The sequence below is a fragment of the Nonomuraea mangrovi genome (genome assembly GCF_042681425.1).
GTDB classification, from domain to species: domain Bacteria; phylum Actinomycetota; class Actinomycetes; order Streptosporangiales; family Streptosporangiaceae; genus Nonomuraea; species Nonomuraea mangrovi.
On record NZ_JBHUFV010000028.1, the window covers coordinates 1 to 17,678 of the forward strand.

Genomic DNA, 17,678 nt, shown 5'->3' on the forward strand with positions numbered 1-17,678 from the left:
CGGTGTGCAGCGCGTTGTTGGTCATGAAGCCATCGTCGAAGCTTGCCCCTGGGGCAAGGTCAACCCCTGAGGGAGAGGCAATCGGCGAACTCGGAACAGCCGACATGGTGATGAATCCCTTTCAATTGCAGCGTTCCTGACTGGACCGGAGGAAAACAACCCAAAGGGCGATTCCCGCAGCCGCGGTCGGGCGCTGATCTAACGCCAAGTGCGTGGGGGTCACGCCGGCCTCCAGCCGCCGTTCCTTGTCGCCGCCGAACCGGCTCGGCAGGGCGATGTGGTCGCCGACCTACAGGGACGTGAAACCCCCTGTTCATTGAAGTGGACCGGGCTCGCGGCCGCATGGATGCTGGGTCGAAGGTCGACAGGTAGAGCTGGCTCTACCTGTGCCGGTCGCGAAGGCAGGCGACCACCGCCGGCACGCGCCGGTGGTCGCTTTCATCAAGGGAGAGGCCGAGCTTGCTGAAGGTGTTCGCCATACGCTTGGTGACGGTCACGTCCGTGATCGACAGCGCCCGGGCTGTGGCGCGGTCGGACCGGCCCTGCGACATCGGCGCGAGGACCTCGCGCTCGCTGAGGTAAGCCGCCATGACGTCGTCGCGGCTCACGCCTCAGGGAGTCTGGCCGTCTTGAAGCTTGCGGCTCACGAGCACAGCAGGTCCGCCCCCGCCTGGGTGATGGCCTTGATGACCGTGAGGTCCTGGGCGGCGTCCAGTGTGGTGGAGACCGCGAAGTGCTCACGCCCGTCGAGTGTGCTGATCGTGGCCGAGGTGAACCCGGCGGCGCCGCCGTTCGTCTGCACGAGCTTGCCCCCGCAGGGCAACGATGGCGGCGCGGGCGCGCCCTCCGGAGGGGCGGTGATCACCTTCTGCAGGTCGGCGGGCAGCAGCTTGCCCTGGATGAAGGCGGCGCGGTAGGCGGCCATGTCCCGGGCGGTGGAGATCACGCCTCCGGCCCCGTGGCCCCAGCTGGCGTTGATCCGGTCCATGTCGCGCAGCTTGCCGTCGGGCCCCGGTGTGTAGCCGTGGCCGTGCGGCCCCTTGATGCCCTCCGGAGGCCGGGCCGGCAGATAGGTCTTGGTCATGCCAAGCGGCCGGAACAACCTCCGCTCGAACTCGGCGGCCAGGCTCCGGCCGGTGATCCGCTCGATGATCATGGTGAGCAGCGTGTAGTTGGCGCTGGAGTACGAGAACCTCTGCCCCGGCTCCTGGCTGCGGGGCTGAGACCGGGAGACCTTGAGCAGGTCGGCGGGCCTGTAGTAGGTCGTGGTGTCGAAGATGTCCACGAGGTCGTGGCGGAACCACTCGGGCACCCCAGAGGTGTGGCGGATCAGCTGCCGAACGGTGATCTCGTCGGCCCGCTCGACCAGGTCCTTCTCGGCCACGACCGGCAGGACGTCGCTGAGCCTGTCGTCGAGCCCGAGCCTGCCCTCCTTCACCAGTTGCAGGGCCACGGTCGCGGTCATGCCCTTGGTCTGGGAGCCGATCCGGTACCGCGCGTCGGCCGGGATCTTCCCGCCTCGGCCGTCGAGCAGGCGCGACCCGGCGCTGCCCCGGCCGACGCGCCTGCCGTCCACGTACAGCTCCCCGATGGCCCCCAACACCCCCTGGGTGTCGGCCAGCCTCTCGACCACCCGTTGCACCTCGGGCCGGGTCAGGGCGTGGGCGGGCTGTGCCGTACCCAGCATCAGTACCACGCAAGCCAGAGCGGCGTATCTCATCACGATGATCCTTTCCTCGCGTCGGCGGAGTTCGAGGATCTTCGCCGGGGTGCTAACTCCCGATAAGGACCATCCGGAGATAGCCGATCATGTCCCGCCTGCGGGCGAGCCGGGGGACGGAACTGCCGACCTCACGTAGTCAGGTGTCGCCTATCCGAGAACTCTGCTCGGGTCACTCCGCCGAACATCTCAGTCGTCGTGGGCGATGAGCATGAGCTGCCGCCACAGCAGCACCACGAACACCGCGGAGCCGGCGAAGGCGAACCAGAAGGGCGCTGCGACACCGAGGCGGGTGGCCAGGACACCGCCGATCAGCGAGCCGACCACCAGACCGGCGTAGACGCAGACGGTGTTGACGCTGCCCACTCGGCCCTGCAGCTCGCGCGGGACCGCGCGCTGGCGGACGGTGACCGAGGTCGTGCCCCATATGAACGCGTGCGCGCCGAAGACCAGGAAGATGCCCCCGGCGACCCATGGCGAATGGGTCAGGGCCAAGCCCAGGTGAGTGAACGTTTCGATGATGAGTCCGATCCGCATCAGGGCGCCGAGGCTCACCTTGCGGGTGATGGCTCCGTACAGGCCGGTGCCGATCAAGCCGCCGATCCCGCCGATGGTGGTCATCAGGCCGAAGCCCAGGGCGCCGAGGCCGAGCTGCTCCTGGGTGTAGAGGACGAGAACCGACCAGGCCGCGCCGAACGTGAAGTTGAAGATGAGGATTGTGAGCGCCAGCGTGCGGACCGCCGCGTGCTGGATCGTCCAGCTGAACCCGGCGATCAGTTCCCGTACGGTGTTAGGCCTGACATCGTCGGCCTGCCGGCCGTGCGGCGGCAACGTGATCCGGGAGACCAGGACGATACCCGCCACCACCAGGAGCAACTGGCCCGCGAACGGCCAGGTCAAGCCCAGGCCGAACAGTGCCGCGCCGATCGGCGGCCCGGCGAGCTGATTGAGCGTGATGAACCCCGTGCCCAAGCGGGCGTTGGCGATGACGAGATCGTCCTTGCCGACCATCATGGGAGTGAGCGTGGCCGTGGCGTTGTCGGCGAACACCTCGGCGATGGATCGGAGTGTGAGCGCCGCCAGCGCCGTCGCCACGGTCACGGTGCCGGTCACCATGAGCGCGACGAGAGCCGCCAGCACCACGGCCCGTACCACGTTCGCGACGAGCACGATTCTGCGCCGGTTGTACCGATCCGACAGCACGCCCGCATACAGGCTGAACAGCAGCGGCGGCGCCCAGCCCACCAGGGCCGACAGCGAAATCATCAGCGGGTCGCGAGTCAACGTCGCGATCAGCAGTGGGCCCGCCGCGGCCGCGACCCCATCACCGAGATTTGTCAGCCAGCTCGAGGCCAGCAACCACCGGAATCCTGTCCCCCAGCCGGGTAGGCCAGGACTCGCTCCACCACTGTAGTCACGAGCGCAAAACCATACGTTTCGCGAGCATCTACGGCAACGCGTTTTCGCGTCGACACGCAGGGTGGTGGGGCTGAAGCGGCAGGTCACAGGCTTGTTGCAAGCCGGTCGGCTGATCTGCAAGTAGAGGAGCCCCTGGTAGATGCGTTGTCGACCAAGAGCAACAGCATCTCCAGGGGCTTCGCGTGCTGTTCCTGTCGTGATGCGCTGTCGTTGTCAGGCCGGACGCTGACCTTCCTGTCCGGTGTGATCCGCCGTCACCGCAGGAAGATCAGCTCAGGCCGGCGTCGACAGGGACAGACCCTTCCGGTGCCTTTCCGTACTACCGCTTCGGGAATCCGATCACGATCATCTCGGTGGCGTCCGTCTTGCCCGGGACGCGGCCGGCGCTGTCCGGGAAGTTGTTGTCCTGCATGACGGCGATCCTGTTGCCCGGCAGAGGGAGCAGGGCCTCCACGGACTGCAGGGGGAACGTGAAGGGGTCGCCGAGGCCGTAACCGCCGGCGGGGTCGTCCGCGCCGATGTGGGCAGGGTTGCGCAGGTTCAGCAGGTCGGCGACCTCGGTCTTGACGAGGTAGCCGTCGGCGTCGGTCTTGCGCCGGTCGATCAAGTAGACGCGCTTGAAGGTGGCCTTGGGCCCCTCGTCGTCCTCACGCTCGATCAGGATGGCCCGGTTGGCGTCGAGGGACTGCATGTCGGCGATGCGGAAATCTGCCCCTTCCGTCCGGTACTGCCAGGAACGTCCGGTGTATTGGTTCTTCTGGGTGTCGAACTCGTAGATGTAGCGCCGGAACGGGTTGGCGTCGTTGGTCAGCCGGCCTTCCACCGCGGGGTAGAGGAAGCGTCCGTCGGGGGAGGAGGTGAGGGCTTCGAAGCCGCGGCTGCCCTGGACCGTCGCGGGCTCGCCGTTCGCCAGCGTCGGGTTGTTCGGGGATTTGAGCGAGGGGTGGGCGATCGGGGCCTGCAGCAGCTTGCCGGTGCTGTCGAAGTGCAGGAGGAACGGCCCGAACTCGTCGCCGACCCACATCGACCCGTCGGGGGCCCGGGTCACCGACTCCGTGTCGAAGTCGCCGCCGGTGAGCAGCCGGTCCGCGGTGTTCTCGTTGACGATCTTGAATGGGATCTTGTGGTCCGGGTCGGCGAGCGAGAGGAACCGGCCCACATCGATGGTCCCGGCTCCGCCGCGGGCCGTCTCCCACCGTGGCGTGAAGTGGTAGAGCCGCAGCAGAAAGTCCACCGAGTTGCCCTTGGTCCCGAAGCCGTTGTCGGGCATGGCCCAGAACGACCCCTTGTCGTCGGGAAGCATGGACGAGATGCCGAACACCAACTGGCTGGGGTAAGGAGGCGTCATGCCGTTGTTGGGGTCGCTGAAGGCGCCGGTGGGCGGGCCGGGGGCCGGTGTGTAGGCGGGCAGCGTGGCGCGGGCGAGCAGGGTCGCGCGAGCGGGGTCACCGGCGGGCGGGACCGCCTTGCCGGCCGCGAAGGCTGGGGTACCGACCAGCATGAGCGCCGCGGTGGCCAAAAGAACGAGAGGGCGACGTCGCACGTTTTCTCCTGAGGAGCGGACCAGTGATGGGGCATTGGCGAGTCGGATCAAATCGGTCGACCATTAACTGCGGTTACGGACTTGATGGCGGCAGGCCGTAGCGATGGCGAAATGCCGATGACATCCGCTGGTCGCGCCGTCCGCCTCGGTCCCCGCGGGAGCCCTGACCACCGACCCGCCAGGGACCGTCGCCGTCCACCTGGTCTCGTCGAGGAGCGGGTCTTCGCGTGCCGTCAGCCCAGCTCCTGCGGCAGGTGCTCCCAGGCGATGCCGGTGTGCGGCATGAACAAGATGCCCGGCAAGGCCAGCCGGTCATCGAGTGAGCTCTTTCCACCCTGACGGCCCTGGTCACGAGGCTCCCGGCAAGACAGCAGTCGACCAAGATCCGATGCCCCAACCGGGAGCCTCGTTGCTGTCTTATCGTGACTCGCAGGTCGGCTCGTGTGGGCCTCGCCTGCGCTGCCAGGCGCCGTTCATGACGTGACCGCCGCTCGGACGGTCGGAATTGGTCGCTCCGCGTTCGGAGACGGTCTCAAACACCGAAAACTCTGGGAGACGCGATGCCGTCGCCGCCCTGCCTGATGATGGCGGGGATCGGTGGCTGATGGGCCATATGCCCGAGCGCCGAGGTCGTCCGTGCACCCGGCCAGCGACGGCTCGCGCCGCGTCAGAATCCGTTGTTGGTGAAGCCCGTGCGGGCCACGACGTCGAGGTAGTTGTTGGCGTCGAAGTCCTCGGAGTAGAACAGGACGAACCCAGTCGAGTCCGCCGCCACCGCGGGGTCGCGCTGGCTGCCGACGGTGTTGGGATTGAGACGTTCGACGGGGAAGCGGCCGGTCGTGGTGCCGTCGGCGTTGACGCCCCGGGCGTAGACCTCCATCGATCGCGCGGAGTTCCACAGGTCGGTCTCGTTCCAGGCGACCACGAACCGACCGGCGTCGTCGACGGCGACTGACGGTGTGCCTTGGACCGCGCAAGCGGAGTTGTGGCACAGCGGCGGGTACTCAAGCGCCTGATCGGAGGCTTGGCCGAGTTGGTAGCGGCCGTAGGCGACGGGTCGTTCGGAGAAACGCTGGGCCAGCGAGGCGGTCAGACCTCGCATCCTGACGCGCCACACGCCGCCGACGTTGTCGCTCCACACGACGACGCTGTCGCCGGCCGCGGTGGTGGCCACAGCCGGGGCCAGGTGCTGGGTGGCCGCGTTGACGTGCAGCTGGGTGCGCGCCTTGAGCACACCGCCGCTCGCGGTCACGCGCATGCCGTACACACCGTGCGTGCCCTCCTGCCACACGACGGTCACGGTCCCGGCTCCGTTCATCGCCACGTCCGGCTTGACGCCGGCACTCAGCTGCATCGGGCCGAAGACGTGAGTGGTCAGCGAGGAGTAGCCCGCCGCGCGGACCGTGGCCGTGGCGGCATCCTCCCAGACGACGGTGAAGGCGCCGTTGCCGCGTACGGCGATGCGGGGTCGTACCTGATCGCCGCTCCACTGGCCCGCGTTGGCCCAGACGGTCGCGGACAGCGTGCCGTCGGGAGCCAGGCGGCGCACGGCGATGTTGTGCTCGCCCCGGCAGTCGCCGTCCTCCGCCCAGGTCACGTACGCGTTGCCGGAGTCGTCCACTCCGACCGCGCCGTCGCCATGGTGGAAGTCGGTGGCGCAGCCGACACCGCCCATGGACACCTTGACCGGCCCGGTCACCGGCGATCCGTGACGGTAGACGCGGGCGTAGACCTCATTGCCGCCCTGGGTCCAGGTGACGGCGGTGTAGCCGTTGCGAACCACCGCGGCTCTGGGACTGCGCTGGTCTTCGGGCCCGTTGGCCGCCATCTGCAGCGCCGCCCGCGGGTAGGCGGCTGGGACGATCTTCACCATCTCGTCCATCATCCGGCGGTAGTCGGCGTCGTAAGCGGCGTAGATCGCCGGGTCGTCGATGCGGACGAAGGAGTCGTCGGAGTGGGTGAGCGAACCCTGGTTGAGGTTGTGCGAGCCGGTGTAGACGTAGCGGCGGGTCGCGCCACCCGCGGCGGCGGACGGGCCGTCCACTAGCATGATCTTCGAGTGGAGACCGCCGGTGCCGCAGGTACCACCCGCGGGCTCATGGCAGCCTCCCGGCCGGAAGGTGTGCACGACGATGCCGTCCTTGGCCAGTTGTGCGGCGACGGCGACGGTCTGGTTGCCCTCGGGGACCATCACCTGGATGGTGCAGCCCGCCGCCCGCTTGGCGGCCAGGGCCGCGATGACCAGAGGGCGGTCGGTGGCGAACTGGGAGTGGGCGATCCTGATCACGCCGGGGCAGCCCACGTCCTCGATCATCGCCGCGACCAGGTCGTGGCTGCCGTAGGCAGCGGCGTCGTGGGCGGTGTCGCGCGGCTGCATCCAGACGGTGACCCGGCCGTCTGCGGAGGAGAAGGGCGCCTGCCAGGCGGTGACGACCTGGCCGGCCAGACTCGTGAAGACCTGCCGATAGCCCGAGGCCAGAGCGGCGTCACCCGAGCTGATCACCATGTTCTGGTTCAGCCCGAAGGACCGGTCGAGGTTTTGCGAGCTCTGCACGACCACGTCGCGGCGGCCGTCGTCGAGCTGGCTGAAGATGAAGAACTTGTGGTGGCTGACGTCGGCGGAGGCGAGCGGGCCGTTGCAGCCGTGATCGCACAGCACGACCCTGCCCGGGGGCAAGGCCGCGGCCAGGTCGTTCAGGTAGGCCCGGTCCGGCTCGCTGCCCTCGGCGACTACCCGGACCACGACGCCGCGCCCGTGCGCGGCCAGGATGGCGTCGCGGACCGCCACGTCGTGCATGACGTAGGTGGCCATGTCGAGCGTGGATCCCGGGACCGCCCGGTTGATCAGCTCGATCAGCTTGACCTGCAGAGCCGGGTCGGCGACACCGGTCACGGAGGGCCTGCTGAACAGCGCTTCAAGAGTGGCGGTGTCGGCCCTGGCCGGTACGCCGACGGCGAGCAGGCACAGGAGTAACGCGCATAAGCGGCTGAGCATGAGGGGTTCACCTCTCCGGGTCGATGGTGGAGGTCCAGATCTCGGCGTCGATCTCGGCCCGTTCGCGGGGCCGCCCCCGCCCGTCGGGTCGGGTCTGCCACCCGCCCGGCCTGCTGCTCGTCCAGCCCAGCGGGCACCGGCTCGAAGCGGTAGACGTCGCGCAGTGTGGTAACACTGCCGATGAGCACCTGATCACCTCCTTGATCCTTTCCCTGGAAGCGCCTTTATAGTGGAGTCCGCCATTAATATCCGTCAAGAGGGGGCCAGAGTGACGCTCGCCGTGAACGGTGGCGATCTGCAGCGGCTCCGCAGGCTCAACGCGCTGACCGTCGTGGCGGCCCTGCGAGCCGACGGCCCGATGCCGCTGACGCAGCTGGCCGAGCGGACCGAGCTGGCCAGAGCCACCGTCAAACAGGCCGCGCGCGATCTCATCGAGCAGGGCTGGGTGGCCGAGATGGAACCGAGCGGCGGCGCCAAGGGCCGGCCCGCCCGCCGATACCGCTTCTGTGCCGAGGCGGGCCGGGTCCTGGGGCTCGACATAGGGGCGCACAAGATACTGGCCGCCGTGGCCGACCTGGACGGGAACGTCCTGCACCTGGCCCGCGAGCCGGTCACGCCGGAGCTGAGCAGACAGGAGCGGCTGGCGGCGGTGGACCGCGTGGTCGACGCCTGCTTGACCGGGTCCGGGACCGCGGATGCCGAGGTCTGGGCGGCGGTGGCGGGCAGCACCGGCTACATCGACCTGGACGGGCGCATCGTGCTGTCACGCGCCATCCGGGACTGGTCGGGCACCCCGCTGGCAGATCACCTGAGCGCCCGGCTGCCCTGCCCGGTGCTGGTGGAGAACGACAGCCGTCTGGCGGCGCTGGCCGAGCACCGCCGGGGCGCCGCCCAGCAGGTGCGCAACCTGGTCTACCTGCACATCGGGCGGCGCGCGGGAGCGGCGGTCATCCTCGACGGCGTCCCACTACGCGGCTCGAGCGGGGCGGCGGGAGAGATCGGCGTACATCCGCTGTTCAACCTGGCCACCTCCAGCGACCTGCTGCAGGCCGGCGTGCCGGCCATCACCTCCGGCCTCGCGCCAGAGGAGGTGGCCGCAGCGGTCTTCGATGCCGCCCGGCGAGGCGAGCCCGAGTCGGTGACCGCGGTGCTGCGCTACGTCAAGGTGCTCGCGCTCGCGACCGCGGCCATGACGCTCACCGTTGACCCCGAACTGGTCGTGCTCGGCGGTGGCTTCTCTCGTGCTGCCGACGTGCTGATGGGACCGCTGCGCGCCGAGTTGGAGACGATCTGCCTGCGCACCCCCGTCCTTTGCGGCTCCGCGCTCGGCGAGGAGTGCGTGGCTGTGGGCGCGGTCTGTTACGCCGTCGACCACCTCAACTCCATGCTCTTCAACCCGTCCCACTAATAATGAACTTCACCATAATTTGGAGATCATATACATGCCAGTTGGCGGACGGGCGGGTCCTGGCCGGGGTCGTGAACGAACCCCGTGGCCGGGTCGGAACTGTTCAACCCGACGCCGGGCCCGAGGTCGGCTTCCGTCGGTGCCGACCAGTTGATGACATCAGCCCTTCGAGCCGGTGAAGGCGATGCCGGCGATGAGCTGGCGTTGCATGACGACGAAGAGAGCGATCACGGGCAGTGAGGCCACGACCGACCCGGCGAACAGGATGGGGAAGTTGGTCAGGAACTGACCGCGGAGCGAGGCGAGTCCGGCCGAGAGCGTCATCATCTCCGGATCGGTGTTGACCACCAGCGGCCAGAGCAGGCTGCTCCACGACCACATGACAGTCAGCATGCCGAGCGCCAGCAGGCCCGGTCTGACCAGAGGGAGCAGGATGTGCCAGTAGATCTGCAGCGGGTTCGCCCCGTCGATCGAGGCCGCCTCGTCCAGTTCCCTGGGCAACGACAGGAAGAACTGCCGGAGCATGAAGGTGCCGAACGCTCCGAACACGCCCGGCGCTATCAGCGCCTGCAGAGAGTTCAGCCAGCCGAGCTCCATCATGATCTCGTAGCGCGGGATGAGGAACAGTTCCCCGGGCACCATCAGGACGGCCAGGAAGAGCAGGAACAGGGCGCCCCTGCCTGGAAAGCGGAGCCGGGCGAAGGCGAACGCGGCCAGCGAGCACAGCAGCAGTTGCCCGGCGGTGACGGCGGCGGTGACCACGACGGTGTTGAGGAACTGCCTGGCCAGCGGCACCGACCGGAACACATCGGCGAAGTTCGACCACTGCCAGGAGGGCGTGAACTTCGGCGGCACCCGTAGCGAGTCCGGCAGGGTCTGCAGCGAGACCACGAGTTGCCCGGCGAACGGCGCGAGCATGACCAGCGCGCCGGCGGCCAGGAACACGTGCGCCGGCCAGGTCCTGGGCCTACTCATAGTGCACCCACTTCTTCTGTAGCCTGAACTGGAACGCGGTCAGCACCAGGATCAGCCCGAGCAGGATGACGGCGATCGCCGCGGCGAGCCCGCGCTGGTTCTGCACGAAGCCCGTCTCGTAGAAGAGGTAGACGATCGTGCGGCTGCCCTCGAGGGCCGGGCTCTTCAGGTCGATCATGAGATAGACGAGGTCGAAGACCTGCAGCGCGTTGATCATCGTTATGACCACGACGAAGAACGTGGTGGGCGTGAGCAACGGCAGCGTGATGCGGAAGAACTGCCGCAGCCGCCCGGCCCCGTCGATCTCGGCGGCCTCGTAGTAGTGACGCGGAATGCCCTGCAGCCCGGCCAGGAACAACACGGCGTTGTAGCCGATCGAGCTCCAGATCCCGACGACCGCGATGGCGTAGATCGCGAAGTCGGGGTCGCCGAGCCAATACGGCCCGTCGATCCCCACCGTGCCCAGGACGTGGTTGATCGCCCCGAAGTCGCCGTTGAACAGGTAACTCCAGGTCAGGCCCACCGCAGCGGGCATCGTGACCACGGGCAGGAAGTAGAGGGTTCGGTAGAGGCTCAGCCCGCGCAGCCCCGGCACGTTCAGCAGCGCCGCGACGACGATGGACAGCGGCACGCCCGCCAGCACCAGTACCGAGTAGAGCAGGGTGTTGCCGAGCGCGCCGTACATCTCCTCGTCGGTGAACAGTTCGGCGAAGTTGGCCGTCCCCACCCAGGTGTAGCCGCCGAAGACGCCCGACTCGGTCATGCTGAGATACAGGGTCTGAACGATGGGCCACAGGTAGAAAACGGCCAGACCCAGCGCCATCGGTGCAATGAGCAGATACCCCCACGCCCACTCGCGCTTGGAGTGCATCGGTTACTCCTTGGCCAGGATCTCGTTCATCTGCGTGGCGATCTCCTTGGCGACGTCGGCCACCGGCCGCTTGCCTGCCCATGCCTCGGCGAGCAGCTTGTTCTGCACGTCCTGCCACTGCGCGGTGTTCAGCGACACCGGGTACGGCACGCCGTTCGGCATCGAAGCGTCGTAGGTCTCCTTCAGGTGGAAGGCGGGGAAGGCCTTGAACCAGCCCTCCTGCGTGCCGTCGCGGAGCGAGAGGGCGCCGCCGCCGCTGTCGCTGAGGATCTTCTGAGCCTGCTCGGAGGCGACGAACTCGGCGAAGGCCGCCGACTCTTTCGGATGCTCGCTCTTGGCCGAGACGGCGTTGGCCAGGCCCAGCAGGATGACGGCGTCCTTGGCCGGACCCTTGGGCAGCGGGGCCACGTCGATCCGCTCGCGGATCTCGGGGTTGGCCCAGAAGGTCGAGGCGAACCAGACGCCGCCATAGAGCATGCCGTACTTGCCGGACTGGAAGAGCGTGATGGGATCGGTGTCGGCGTAGACCTCGGCGACAGGGGCGACCTGGTCCTTGATCATGCCGGTCCAGTACTCCAGGCCCTGGATCGAGGCGGGGTCGTCGAAGCCGCTCTTCTTGCCGTCCTCCGACAGCACGTGGCCGCCTGCCTGAAGCATGGTGGGGTAGAAGGCGCCCTGGTCCCACATGTGGGCGAGGATGCCGAACTGCTTCTTGGACGGGTCGGTCAGCTTCTTGGCGGCGGCCTTGACATCGTCCCAGGTCCAGTCGGCGGTGGGGTAGGCCACTCCGGCGGCGTCGAAGAGCTTCTTGTCGTACCAGAGTGCCGGGATGCTCACGTTGTGCGGCAGGCCGTACAGCTTGCCGTCGTAGCGGTAGCCGTCGACGACCGCCGGGGGAAGACCCTGGGCCTTCGACTCCTCGAGCGGAGTGATGATCCCGCCCTTGGCGTACATGCGGACGTTGAGGCTGTTCATCCAGAACACGTCGGGTGCGGCGCCGCCGGACGCGGCCGTCTGGAGCTTGGTCCAGTACTGGTCCCACGGGGTGATCTCGAGCTTCACTGTGACGTTCGGGTTGGCCTGCTGGAAGGCGGCGATGATCTTCTCCGCGCTCGTCTGGTCGTTCTTGTCCCAGATGGCGTAGCTGATCGTGGCCTTTCCTGAGGCTTCCGGCTCGCTGGACGAGCCGCAGCCGGCAGTCATGACGGCCAGGCCCGTGAGGCAGACGAGGGGTAGACGGAAACGCATGTTTGTCTCCAGATGGTTGGGGGGTGTTCAGGGCCGCAGGTTGGAGGTCCACTCGGCGAGCTGGCTGTCGATCTCGGCCCTGCTCCGAGGGTGGCCGGGGGCGTCGGGACGTCGCTGCCACGGGTGCGGGCCGGTGGCCGGGCGATATTCCACGCCCAGGGCGTCGAGCCGCTTTTCGTGCACGGCGAGCCGTACACGAAAGTCCTCGAAGTCACGCTCGGCGCTCCACATCGCCTCGGCGAAGGCGGCCAATCGTGGGAAGGCCATGTAGTCGAGGAGGCGGGGCGAGTCGATGTGCTCGGTCCACAGCGCCGCTTGCGCGCCGAGTATTCTGCTCCGCTCCTCCCCGGTGAGGCCATGGGGGACCGGGTCGAAAGCGTGGACGGCGCGCAGGGAGGTCACGCTGCCGATCGGCACCGGCTCCTGATCGCCCTCCGCCTGGCGGAAATCCAGGTACGTCTCCGCGAACGGGGAGACGACCACGTCGTGGCCGGCCCGCGCGGCCATCGACGCACACCTGTCACCGCGCCAGGCCCCGACGGTGACACCCGGTGGCAGGCCCCCCTCCAGGAGCTCGTCCCAGCCGAGCGGCTTGCGCCCGCGGGCCAACAGGTAGTCGGTGAAGTGCCGCATGAGCCAGGTCTGCAGCTCATCGGCATCTCGCAGGCCGAGTTCGCGGATGCGCTCCTTGGCGGGGAGGCTCTCGTTCCACTGGGTCTTGGGAGTCTCGTCGCCGCCGACGCAGATGTATTCGCCGGGGAAGAGCTCGAGGACCTCATCGAGGACATCGGTGAAGAAAGTGATCGTCTCGTCGGAGACGTTGATGACGTTCTCTCCGACACCCCACTCGGTGCGCACCCCCAGGGGGACGCCGAGGTTGCCGAGCTCGGGGTAAGCGGCGACGGCGGCCTGCGTGTGGCCCGGAAGGTCGATCTCAGGGAGGACCGTGACGGAGCGATCGGCCGCGTAGGAGACGATCTCCCTGATGTCGTCCTGGCTGTAGAAGCCGCCGTGCGGACGCCCGTCGAACAGGCGATGCCGTCTGGCGCCCAGCGGTGACTCGCGTCGCCAGGCGCCGATCTCCGTGAGCTTCGGGTACTTCCTGATCTCCAGCCGCCAGCCCTGGTCGTCCGTCAGGTGCAGATGGAGCACGTTGAGCTTGTGCGCGGCCAGCAGGTCGATGTACCGCAGCAGGTCGTTCTTGGGCAGGAAGTGCCGGGCGACGTCGATGAGACAGCCGCGCCAGCCGTACGTGGGGGCGTCGGCGATCTCGATCGCGGGGATGCTCCAGGTCCTGTCTCCGGTACGGCCGGCGCGGAATGCGGCCGGGTCGAGCAGCTGGCGAAGAGTCTGCGCCCCGTAGAAGGCACCGGCCTGGGCCGAGGCCTCGATCAGCACGGACTCCGTCGTGGCGGTGAGCCGATATTCCTCGGGCCCGAGGCCCACGGCGTGGCGGATCTCGACCCCGCCGGGACCGTCGAGCAGTGGCAGGCCGGTGGCCGAGGTGAGCGCCTGGCGGAGCCACGCCGCGGCCCTGGCCAGCACTGGGTCGGCGGTCAGCGGCGTCGCGGCGGTGAAGGTGAACAGCCCTTGTCCGGGTGCGCAGCGGGAAGGCGCCGGGATCAGGGTCACGGTGCCTGCACCGTCCAGGTCTCGCGGGCGCGTTCGGCGGCCCAGACGACGTGGTGCCCGGCCAGAGCTTCGGCCGGGTCGGCGCCGAGCGGCGCCTGGTCTCCGGCGGCCACGGCGTCGATGAACGCCATGATGAGGCCCGCATCGCCACCGCCATGGCCATGGGCAGGCGATGCGCCCGCGTTCGTCCCGGTGTCAGGGGTTTCCTCGGCGCCGGTCATGAAGTCGACGATCCTGATGTGGCGCCCATCCCCCTCGGCGAAGCCGTGGGTGCCGAAAACCCGCGGCTTGCGGTGCTCCAGCGGTGTGAACGCCGTCATCGTGAACGACGCGGTCGCGCCCCGCGCGAACTCCAGCGTGACGACCTGCTGGTCCACCACGTCGTTGTCGCAGTCGTAGACGCAGCGGCCGTAGGGATTGGCCGAGCGACCGTCAGCAGCCGCCGCCCTGGCGTAGATCTGGGCGCGCGCCCCCGCCCCGACGACGGCTATGGTCGATGCCATTCGCAGACCCCCTTTATTACAGGCTCCATAGATATTCACGGATCCCTCCTTGCCGTCAAGACCCCCGATGCCGGATGATCCAGGTAGACCAGCACGACACAATTCAGAGACTGTTGATAGTGAGGAGCACGCCCGTGCAGGTCAGTGGTGGAGACCTTCAGCGGCTGCGTCAGCAGAACACCCTGAACAGCCTCCGCGCCCTGCGCGAGGCGCGCGCACCGTTGACGCTCACAGAGCTGGTCGCGCAGACCGGGCTGTCGCGAGCCTCCGTGGGGGACGTCGTCGCCGAGCTCCAGCAACGTGGCTGGATCGCCGAGGTGGACCCCGCACCGGGCACCTTGGGCCGGCCCGCCAAGCGCTACCGCTTCCGCACCGACGTCGGGCACGTGCTGGGCATCGACATAGGAGTCCACAAGGTCCTGGCCGTAGTCACCGACCTCGCGGGCCGGACCATCGCCAGCGGCCGGGTCGCCGTCGACCGGCACACCGCCCGGCATGAGCGGTTGGAGGCCGTGTGGAGAGCCATCGACGCAGCACTCGTCGCCGCCGGCCGGGCAGCCTCCGACCTGTGGGGCGCCACCGCAGGAAGCACCGGCGTCGTCAACCGGGAAGGGCTGGTCATCCGGGTCCACGATCTTCCCGACTGGGCCGGAGTCGATCTAGCAGGCCATCTCGGGCAGCGCCTGCCCTGCCCGATCACCATCGAGAACGACAGCAAGCTGGCCGCTCTCGCCGAGCAGCGGCTCGGCGTCGCGGCAGGCGTTCAGGACCTTGTCTACCTGCACGTCGGCCGCCGGCCCGGTGCCGCGCTCATCCTCAACGGCCGGCTTCACCACGGGTTCAGCGGGGCCACCGGCGAGGTGGGCCTCATGGAGGTCACCGGGTGGCGCACCATGGCCGGCAACCTGGAGGGCTGTCGCGCGGCCGTCGGCGCATCACCTGAGGAGGCTGCCCGGCTCGTCTTCGACGCAGCCCGCGCCGGAGACCCCGAAGCCCAGGCTGCCGTCGATACTTACGCCCACCACCTCGCCCTCGGCACCGCCGCCATGGTGCTGACCCTGGATCCTGAGCTGGTCGTTCTGGGGGGTGGCTTCTCCCGCTCGGCCGACGTCCTGCTTCCCGCGCTCAACCAGGCCCTTGAGCCCCACTGCCTGCGCGTTCCCGACATCCGGCCGTCGACGCTCGGTGAGGAATGCGTCGCCCTGGGCGGAGCCTGCCTGGCGCTGGACGGTGTGGACGAGCGGCTCTTCTCACTGGAAGGGGCCATCCTCGACCCCGCTGCTCCCCAGCGCATCTCTTGACGTCGCCTCCTCTTGAAGGCCGGCCGAGCAGGGTTCACCTGGCTCGGCCGGCCCTCGTTGTCAGGCCTTCTCGTAGGGGATGATCTCGGCCAGGGCGGACGCTCCGCCGATGCCGTAGTCGGAGCGCAGCCTGATGTACCGGGCCGAGAGCCCCTTGAGGCTGACATCGTTGGGCGCGGTCATGCGGGGCCACTCGACGGGTGTGACGTCCCTGAACGTGATGCCGTCGTCGCTGACCTGCACCATGCCCTTGAGGATAGTGCCGTTCATGTTCGTGCGCAGCTTGGGCTGGAACCGTACGGCCGACAGTTCCCTCACGCGGCCGAGGTCGACGGTGATGGTGTGCGGCTGCGGGGAAACGATGGGGTAGTCGGAGTGGAAGTCGGTGGTCAGCTTGCCGTCGATGGCATTGCGCGGATCGCCGATGCCGGGCTTGAAGGTGCTGGCAGTGGCCTTGAGCTCGGCGGGCGGGATGCGGCGACCGGCGGGCTCGGCCGGCCAGATGTGGCGTCCCTTTCCGGGTTCCTCGGTGACGGGCTCCCGGTCGAGTCCGGTCCCCTTGCCGCGGATCAGGATGTCGGTGACGACCGAGCCGTGGTCGGAGTAGAAGGGGTAGGGCTGGTTGAGCCAGCTCTGCCGGTGGCGGGGGAGGCGATCGATGTCGGCGCGAGACCCCAGGATGCGGACGTCCTTGCCGCGGGCGAAGACGTAGTCGATGCGGCCTGGAATGGCGCCCATGCCGTGGTAAGGGCTCCACGTGCGGCCGGGGTAGCGTCCGGCGTCGGGGTTGGCGTAGCGGAAGGTGTCCATGAAGCCGTGGTCGGTGTACAGCTTGGTGTACGGCCAAGGCAGGACCACGCCGCCGTGGCCGGGGGCGTTGGCGAACTGCTCGCTCCAGTCCAGGTGCGACTGCGCGTTGAGGTCGCCGCCCATGAGCACCGGGGCATCGTCGTCGCCGATGAAGGACGGGATCGCCTTCTCGAGGATGGCCTTGCCCATGGCGACCCGGCGAAGGTTGTCGCCCTCCAGGATCTGTTCGTTGGTCTTGGTGCGGGGGAGGCCGTGGGTGTTCTGCACCGCCGCGTCGTGGGTGTCGCCGTAAGCCCAACCGTCGTGCCAGGTCCACAGGCTGAAGGCGTGGACATGCTTGCCATTGGGCAAGCCGAGCCGGGCGCCGCCCAGGTTGAATGAGCTGATGTCGGCGTCGGCGTAGCGCGGGTACACCTTTTGGATGTCGAGCTTGGTGTAAAGCCACAGGTTGTCGCCGTTGACGCTGTAGTCCTCGGGCGTGGTGAGCTGCACGCCGGCGAATCGGTCGCCCTCCGCCCGTCCGGCGTTCAGCCCGTCGAGGATCTTCTGGCCGGAGCCGTACCCCTCGACCACGAAAAGAATGTCGGGGTTGACCTCGTTCATGTAGTCGATCATCTGGGCGAGGTTCTCGCCGGTATTCTCCTGGCGGTTGTAGGTGCCGCCGACGAAGAGGTTCCATGCCATGAGCCGGAGCGGTGTTCCCACGTGGTTCTCCGGCAGGGAGGTGAGGGAGACGTCGACCGTCACATCCTTTTCGGGGAGTACGAAGGGGCGGCTGCGAACCTGCCCGTCACGCGTGTACAAGGTGTCTCGCGCCCATACCTGGTCGCCGCTCCTGACGGTGGTGACGAACTCTTCGACGCGGTGAGGTCGGGCCTTGCCGGTGGCGACCACTGTGCAGGTGCTGCCGGGGCCGTCGCCGTCGCAGTCCAACCGGTAGCTCGGCTTGCTTCCGCGGTCGGCGGCGGCTGCGGTGGTGTTCGTGGCGGCGAGCAGTCCGGTCAAGGCCACGGCGACTGCGAGCGGAGGGACTAAGAAGCGCATGGGCATTCCTTTTGCGAGATTTCTTGGGGATCAAGGAGGTTGGTCTCGGGGTGTGCGAGGAGGGCTGTCAGGTGAGCCGCCGCGGCGGCGGCAAGGCACGCGTCAGGGCCGGGCGGCAGTGCGTGGGCGCTGGTCGACGGCGACCGACGCATGCGGCTGCCGGCCCCGGGCCGGCTTCGAAGAAGGGTCCGTGGCCTCGCCCTCCGGGC

General features: G+C 68.4%; 13 protein-coding genes and 1 pseudogene. 3 read left to right on the forward strand and 11 right to left on the reverse strand.

Features of this window, described 5'->3' with window-relative positions; all coding sequences use genetic code 11:
- Window positions 1-380: 380 nt before the first annotated feature.
- The 4 genes from ACFSKW_RS17795 to ACFSKW_RS17810 all read right to left on the reverse strand — a co-directional run bounded on the left by ACFSKW_RS17795 (window position 381) and on the right by ACFSKW_RS17810 (window position 4,682).
- On the reverse strand, window positions 381-608 hold the full coding sequence (locus tag ACFSKW_RS17795) for a LuxR C-terminal-related transcriptional regulator (RefSeq protein ID WP_379573369.1): 228 nt from the start codon (window positions 606-608) through the stop codon (window positions 381-383).
- Window positions 609-643: 35 nt separating this feature from the next.
- A complete protein-coding gene (locus ACFSKW_RS17800; RefSeq protein WP_379573370.1) occupies window positions 644-1,720 on the reverse strand; it encodes a serine hydrolase domain-containing protein in 1,077 nt (358 codons plus the stop codon).
- A 189-nt stretch (window positions 1,721-1,909) separates the two neighbouring features.
- A complete protein-coding gene (locus ACFSKW_RS17805) occupies window positions 1,910-3,079 on the reverse strand; it encodes an MFS transporter (RefSeq protein WP_379573371.1) in 1,170 nt (389 codons plus the stop codon).
- Between the two features lie 379 nt (window positions 3,080-3,458).
- A complete protein-coding gene (locus ACFSKW_RS17810) occupies window positions 3,459-4,682 on the reverse strand; it encodes an esterase-like activity of phytase family protein (protein ID WP_379573372.1) in 1,224 nt (407 codons plus the stop codon).
- Window positions 4,683-5,111: 429 nt separating this feature from the next.
- Here ACFSKW_RS17810 and ACFSKW_RS17815 point away from each other — a divergent pair.
- A pseudogene (locus tag ACFSKW_RS17815) lies at window positions 5,112-5,189 on the forward strand (IS5/IS1182 family transposase); the annotation flags it as partial.
- Between the two features lie 160 nt (window positions 5,190-5,349).
- Here the strand turns inward: ACFSKW_RS17815 and ACFSKW_RS17820 are convergent.
- Window positions 5,350-7,677 carry a phospholipase D-like domain-containing protein gene (locus tag ACFSKW_RS17820; protein WP_379573373.1) on the reverse strand — a complete coding sequence of 776 codons (2,328 nt, stop codon included), beginning with the start codon at window positions 7,675-7,677 and terminating at the stop codon, window positions 5,350-5,352.
- 268 nt (window positions 7,678-7,945) lie between these two features.
- Between ACFSKW_RS17820 and ACFSKW_RS17825 the strand changes: the two genes are divergently transcribed.
- Entirely contained in the window at window positions 7,946-9,085 is a 1,140-nt protein-coding gene (locus ACFSKW_RS17825) for an ROK family transcriptional regulator (protein ID WP_379573374.1), read from the forward strand.
- Window positions 9,086-9,244: 159 nt separating this feature from the next.
- On the opposite strand, the gene ACFSKW_RS17830 is transcribed toward ACFSKW_RS17825, so the two are convergent.
- From ACFSKW_RS17830 to ACFSKW_RS17850, 5 genes are read right to left on the reverse strand one after another with little or no spacing between them, the layout of a single operon-like run.
- Complete coding sequence (locus ACFSKW_RS17830) at window positions 9,245-10,060, reverse strand: carbohydrate ABC transporter permease (protein WP_379573375.1); 816 nt, start codon at window positions 10,058-10,060, stop codon at window positions 9,245-9,247.
- On the reverse strand, window positions 10,053-10,931 hold the full coding sequence (locus tag ACFSKW_RS17835) for a carbohydrate ABC transporter permease (RefSeq protein ID WP_379573376.1): 879 nt from the start codon (window positions 10,929-10,931) through the stop codon (window positions 10,053-10,055). The genes ACFSKW_RS17830 and ACFSKW_RS17835 overlap by 8 nt, the downstream gene beginning before the upstream one ends.
- Window positions 10,932-10,934: 3 nt before the next feature.
- On the reverse strand, window positions 10,935-12,179 hold the full coding sequence (locus ACFSKW_RS17840; protein WP_379573377.1) for an ABC transporter substrate-binding protein: 1,245 nt from the start codon (window positions 12,177-12,179) through the stop codon (window positions 10,935-10,937).
- A gap of 27 nt (window positions 12,180-12,206) precedes the next feature.
- The gene (locus ACFSKW_RS17845; protein WP_379573378.1) at window positions 12,207-13,811 is read right to left on the reverse strand and encodes a beta-N-acetylhexosaminidase; all 1,605 of its coding nucleotides are present in this window, start codon (window positions 13,809-13,811) and stop codon (window positions 12,207-12,209) included.
- Window positions 13,808-14,353, reverse strand: a complete 546-nt coding sequence (locus ACFSKW_RS17850) for a Gfo/Idh/MocA family oxidoreductase (protein ID WP_379573379.1) — start codon at window positions 14,351-14,353, stop codon at window positions 13,808-13,810. Before ACFSKW_RS17850 ends, ACFSKW_RS17845 begins: the two co-directional genes overlap by 4 nt.
- A gap of 95 nt (window positions 14,354-14,448) precedes the next feature.
- Here ACFSKW_RS17850 and ACFSKW_RS17855 point away from each other — a divergent pair, with 95 nt between their 5' ends.
- A complete protein-coding gene (locus tag ACFSKW_RS17855) occupies window positions 14,449-15,615 on the forward strand; it encodes an ROK family transcriptional regulator (protein ID WP_379573380.1) in 1,167 nt (388 codons plus the stop codon).
- A gap of 60 nt (window positions 15,616-15,675) precedes the next feature.
- On the opposite strand, the gene ACFSKW_RS17860 is transcribed toward ACFSKW_RS17855, so the two are convergent.
- Entirely contained in the window at window positions 15,676-17,469 is a 1,794-nt protein-coding gene (locus ACFSKW_RS17860; RefSeq protein WP_379573381.1) for a discoidin domain-containing protein, read from the reverse strand.
- Between the last annotated feature and the right edge of the window lie 209 nt (window positions 17,470-17,678).

Coding starts and splice junctions, on each gene's coding strand:
- ACFSKW_RS17820 (WP_379573373.1), bottom strand. CDS start 7,677: ATGCTCAGCCGCTTATGCGCGTTACTCCTGTGCCTGCTCGCCGTCGGC.
- ACFSKW_RS17830 (WP_379573375.1), bottom strand. CDS start 10,060: ATGAGTAGGCCCAGGACCTGGCCGGCGCACGTGTTCCTGGCCGCCGGC.
- ACFSKW_RS17840 (WP_379573377.1), bottom strand. CDS start 12,179: ATGCGTTTCCGTCTACCCCTCGTCTGCCTCACGGGCCTGGCCGTCATG.
- ACFSKW_RS17860 (WP_379573381.1), bottom strand. CDS start 17,469: ATGCGCTTCTTAGTCCCTCCGCTCGCAGTCGCCGTGGCCTTGACCGGA.
- ACFSKW_RS17800 (WP_379573370.1), bottom strand. CDS start 1,720: ATGAGATACGCCGCTCTGGCTTGCGTGGTACTGATGCTGGGTACGGCA.
- ACFSKW_RS17835 (WP_379573376.1), bottom strand. CDS start 10,931: ATGCACTCCAAGCGCGAGTGGGCGTGGGGGTATCTGCTCATTGCACCG.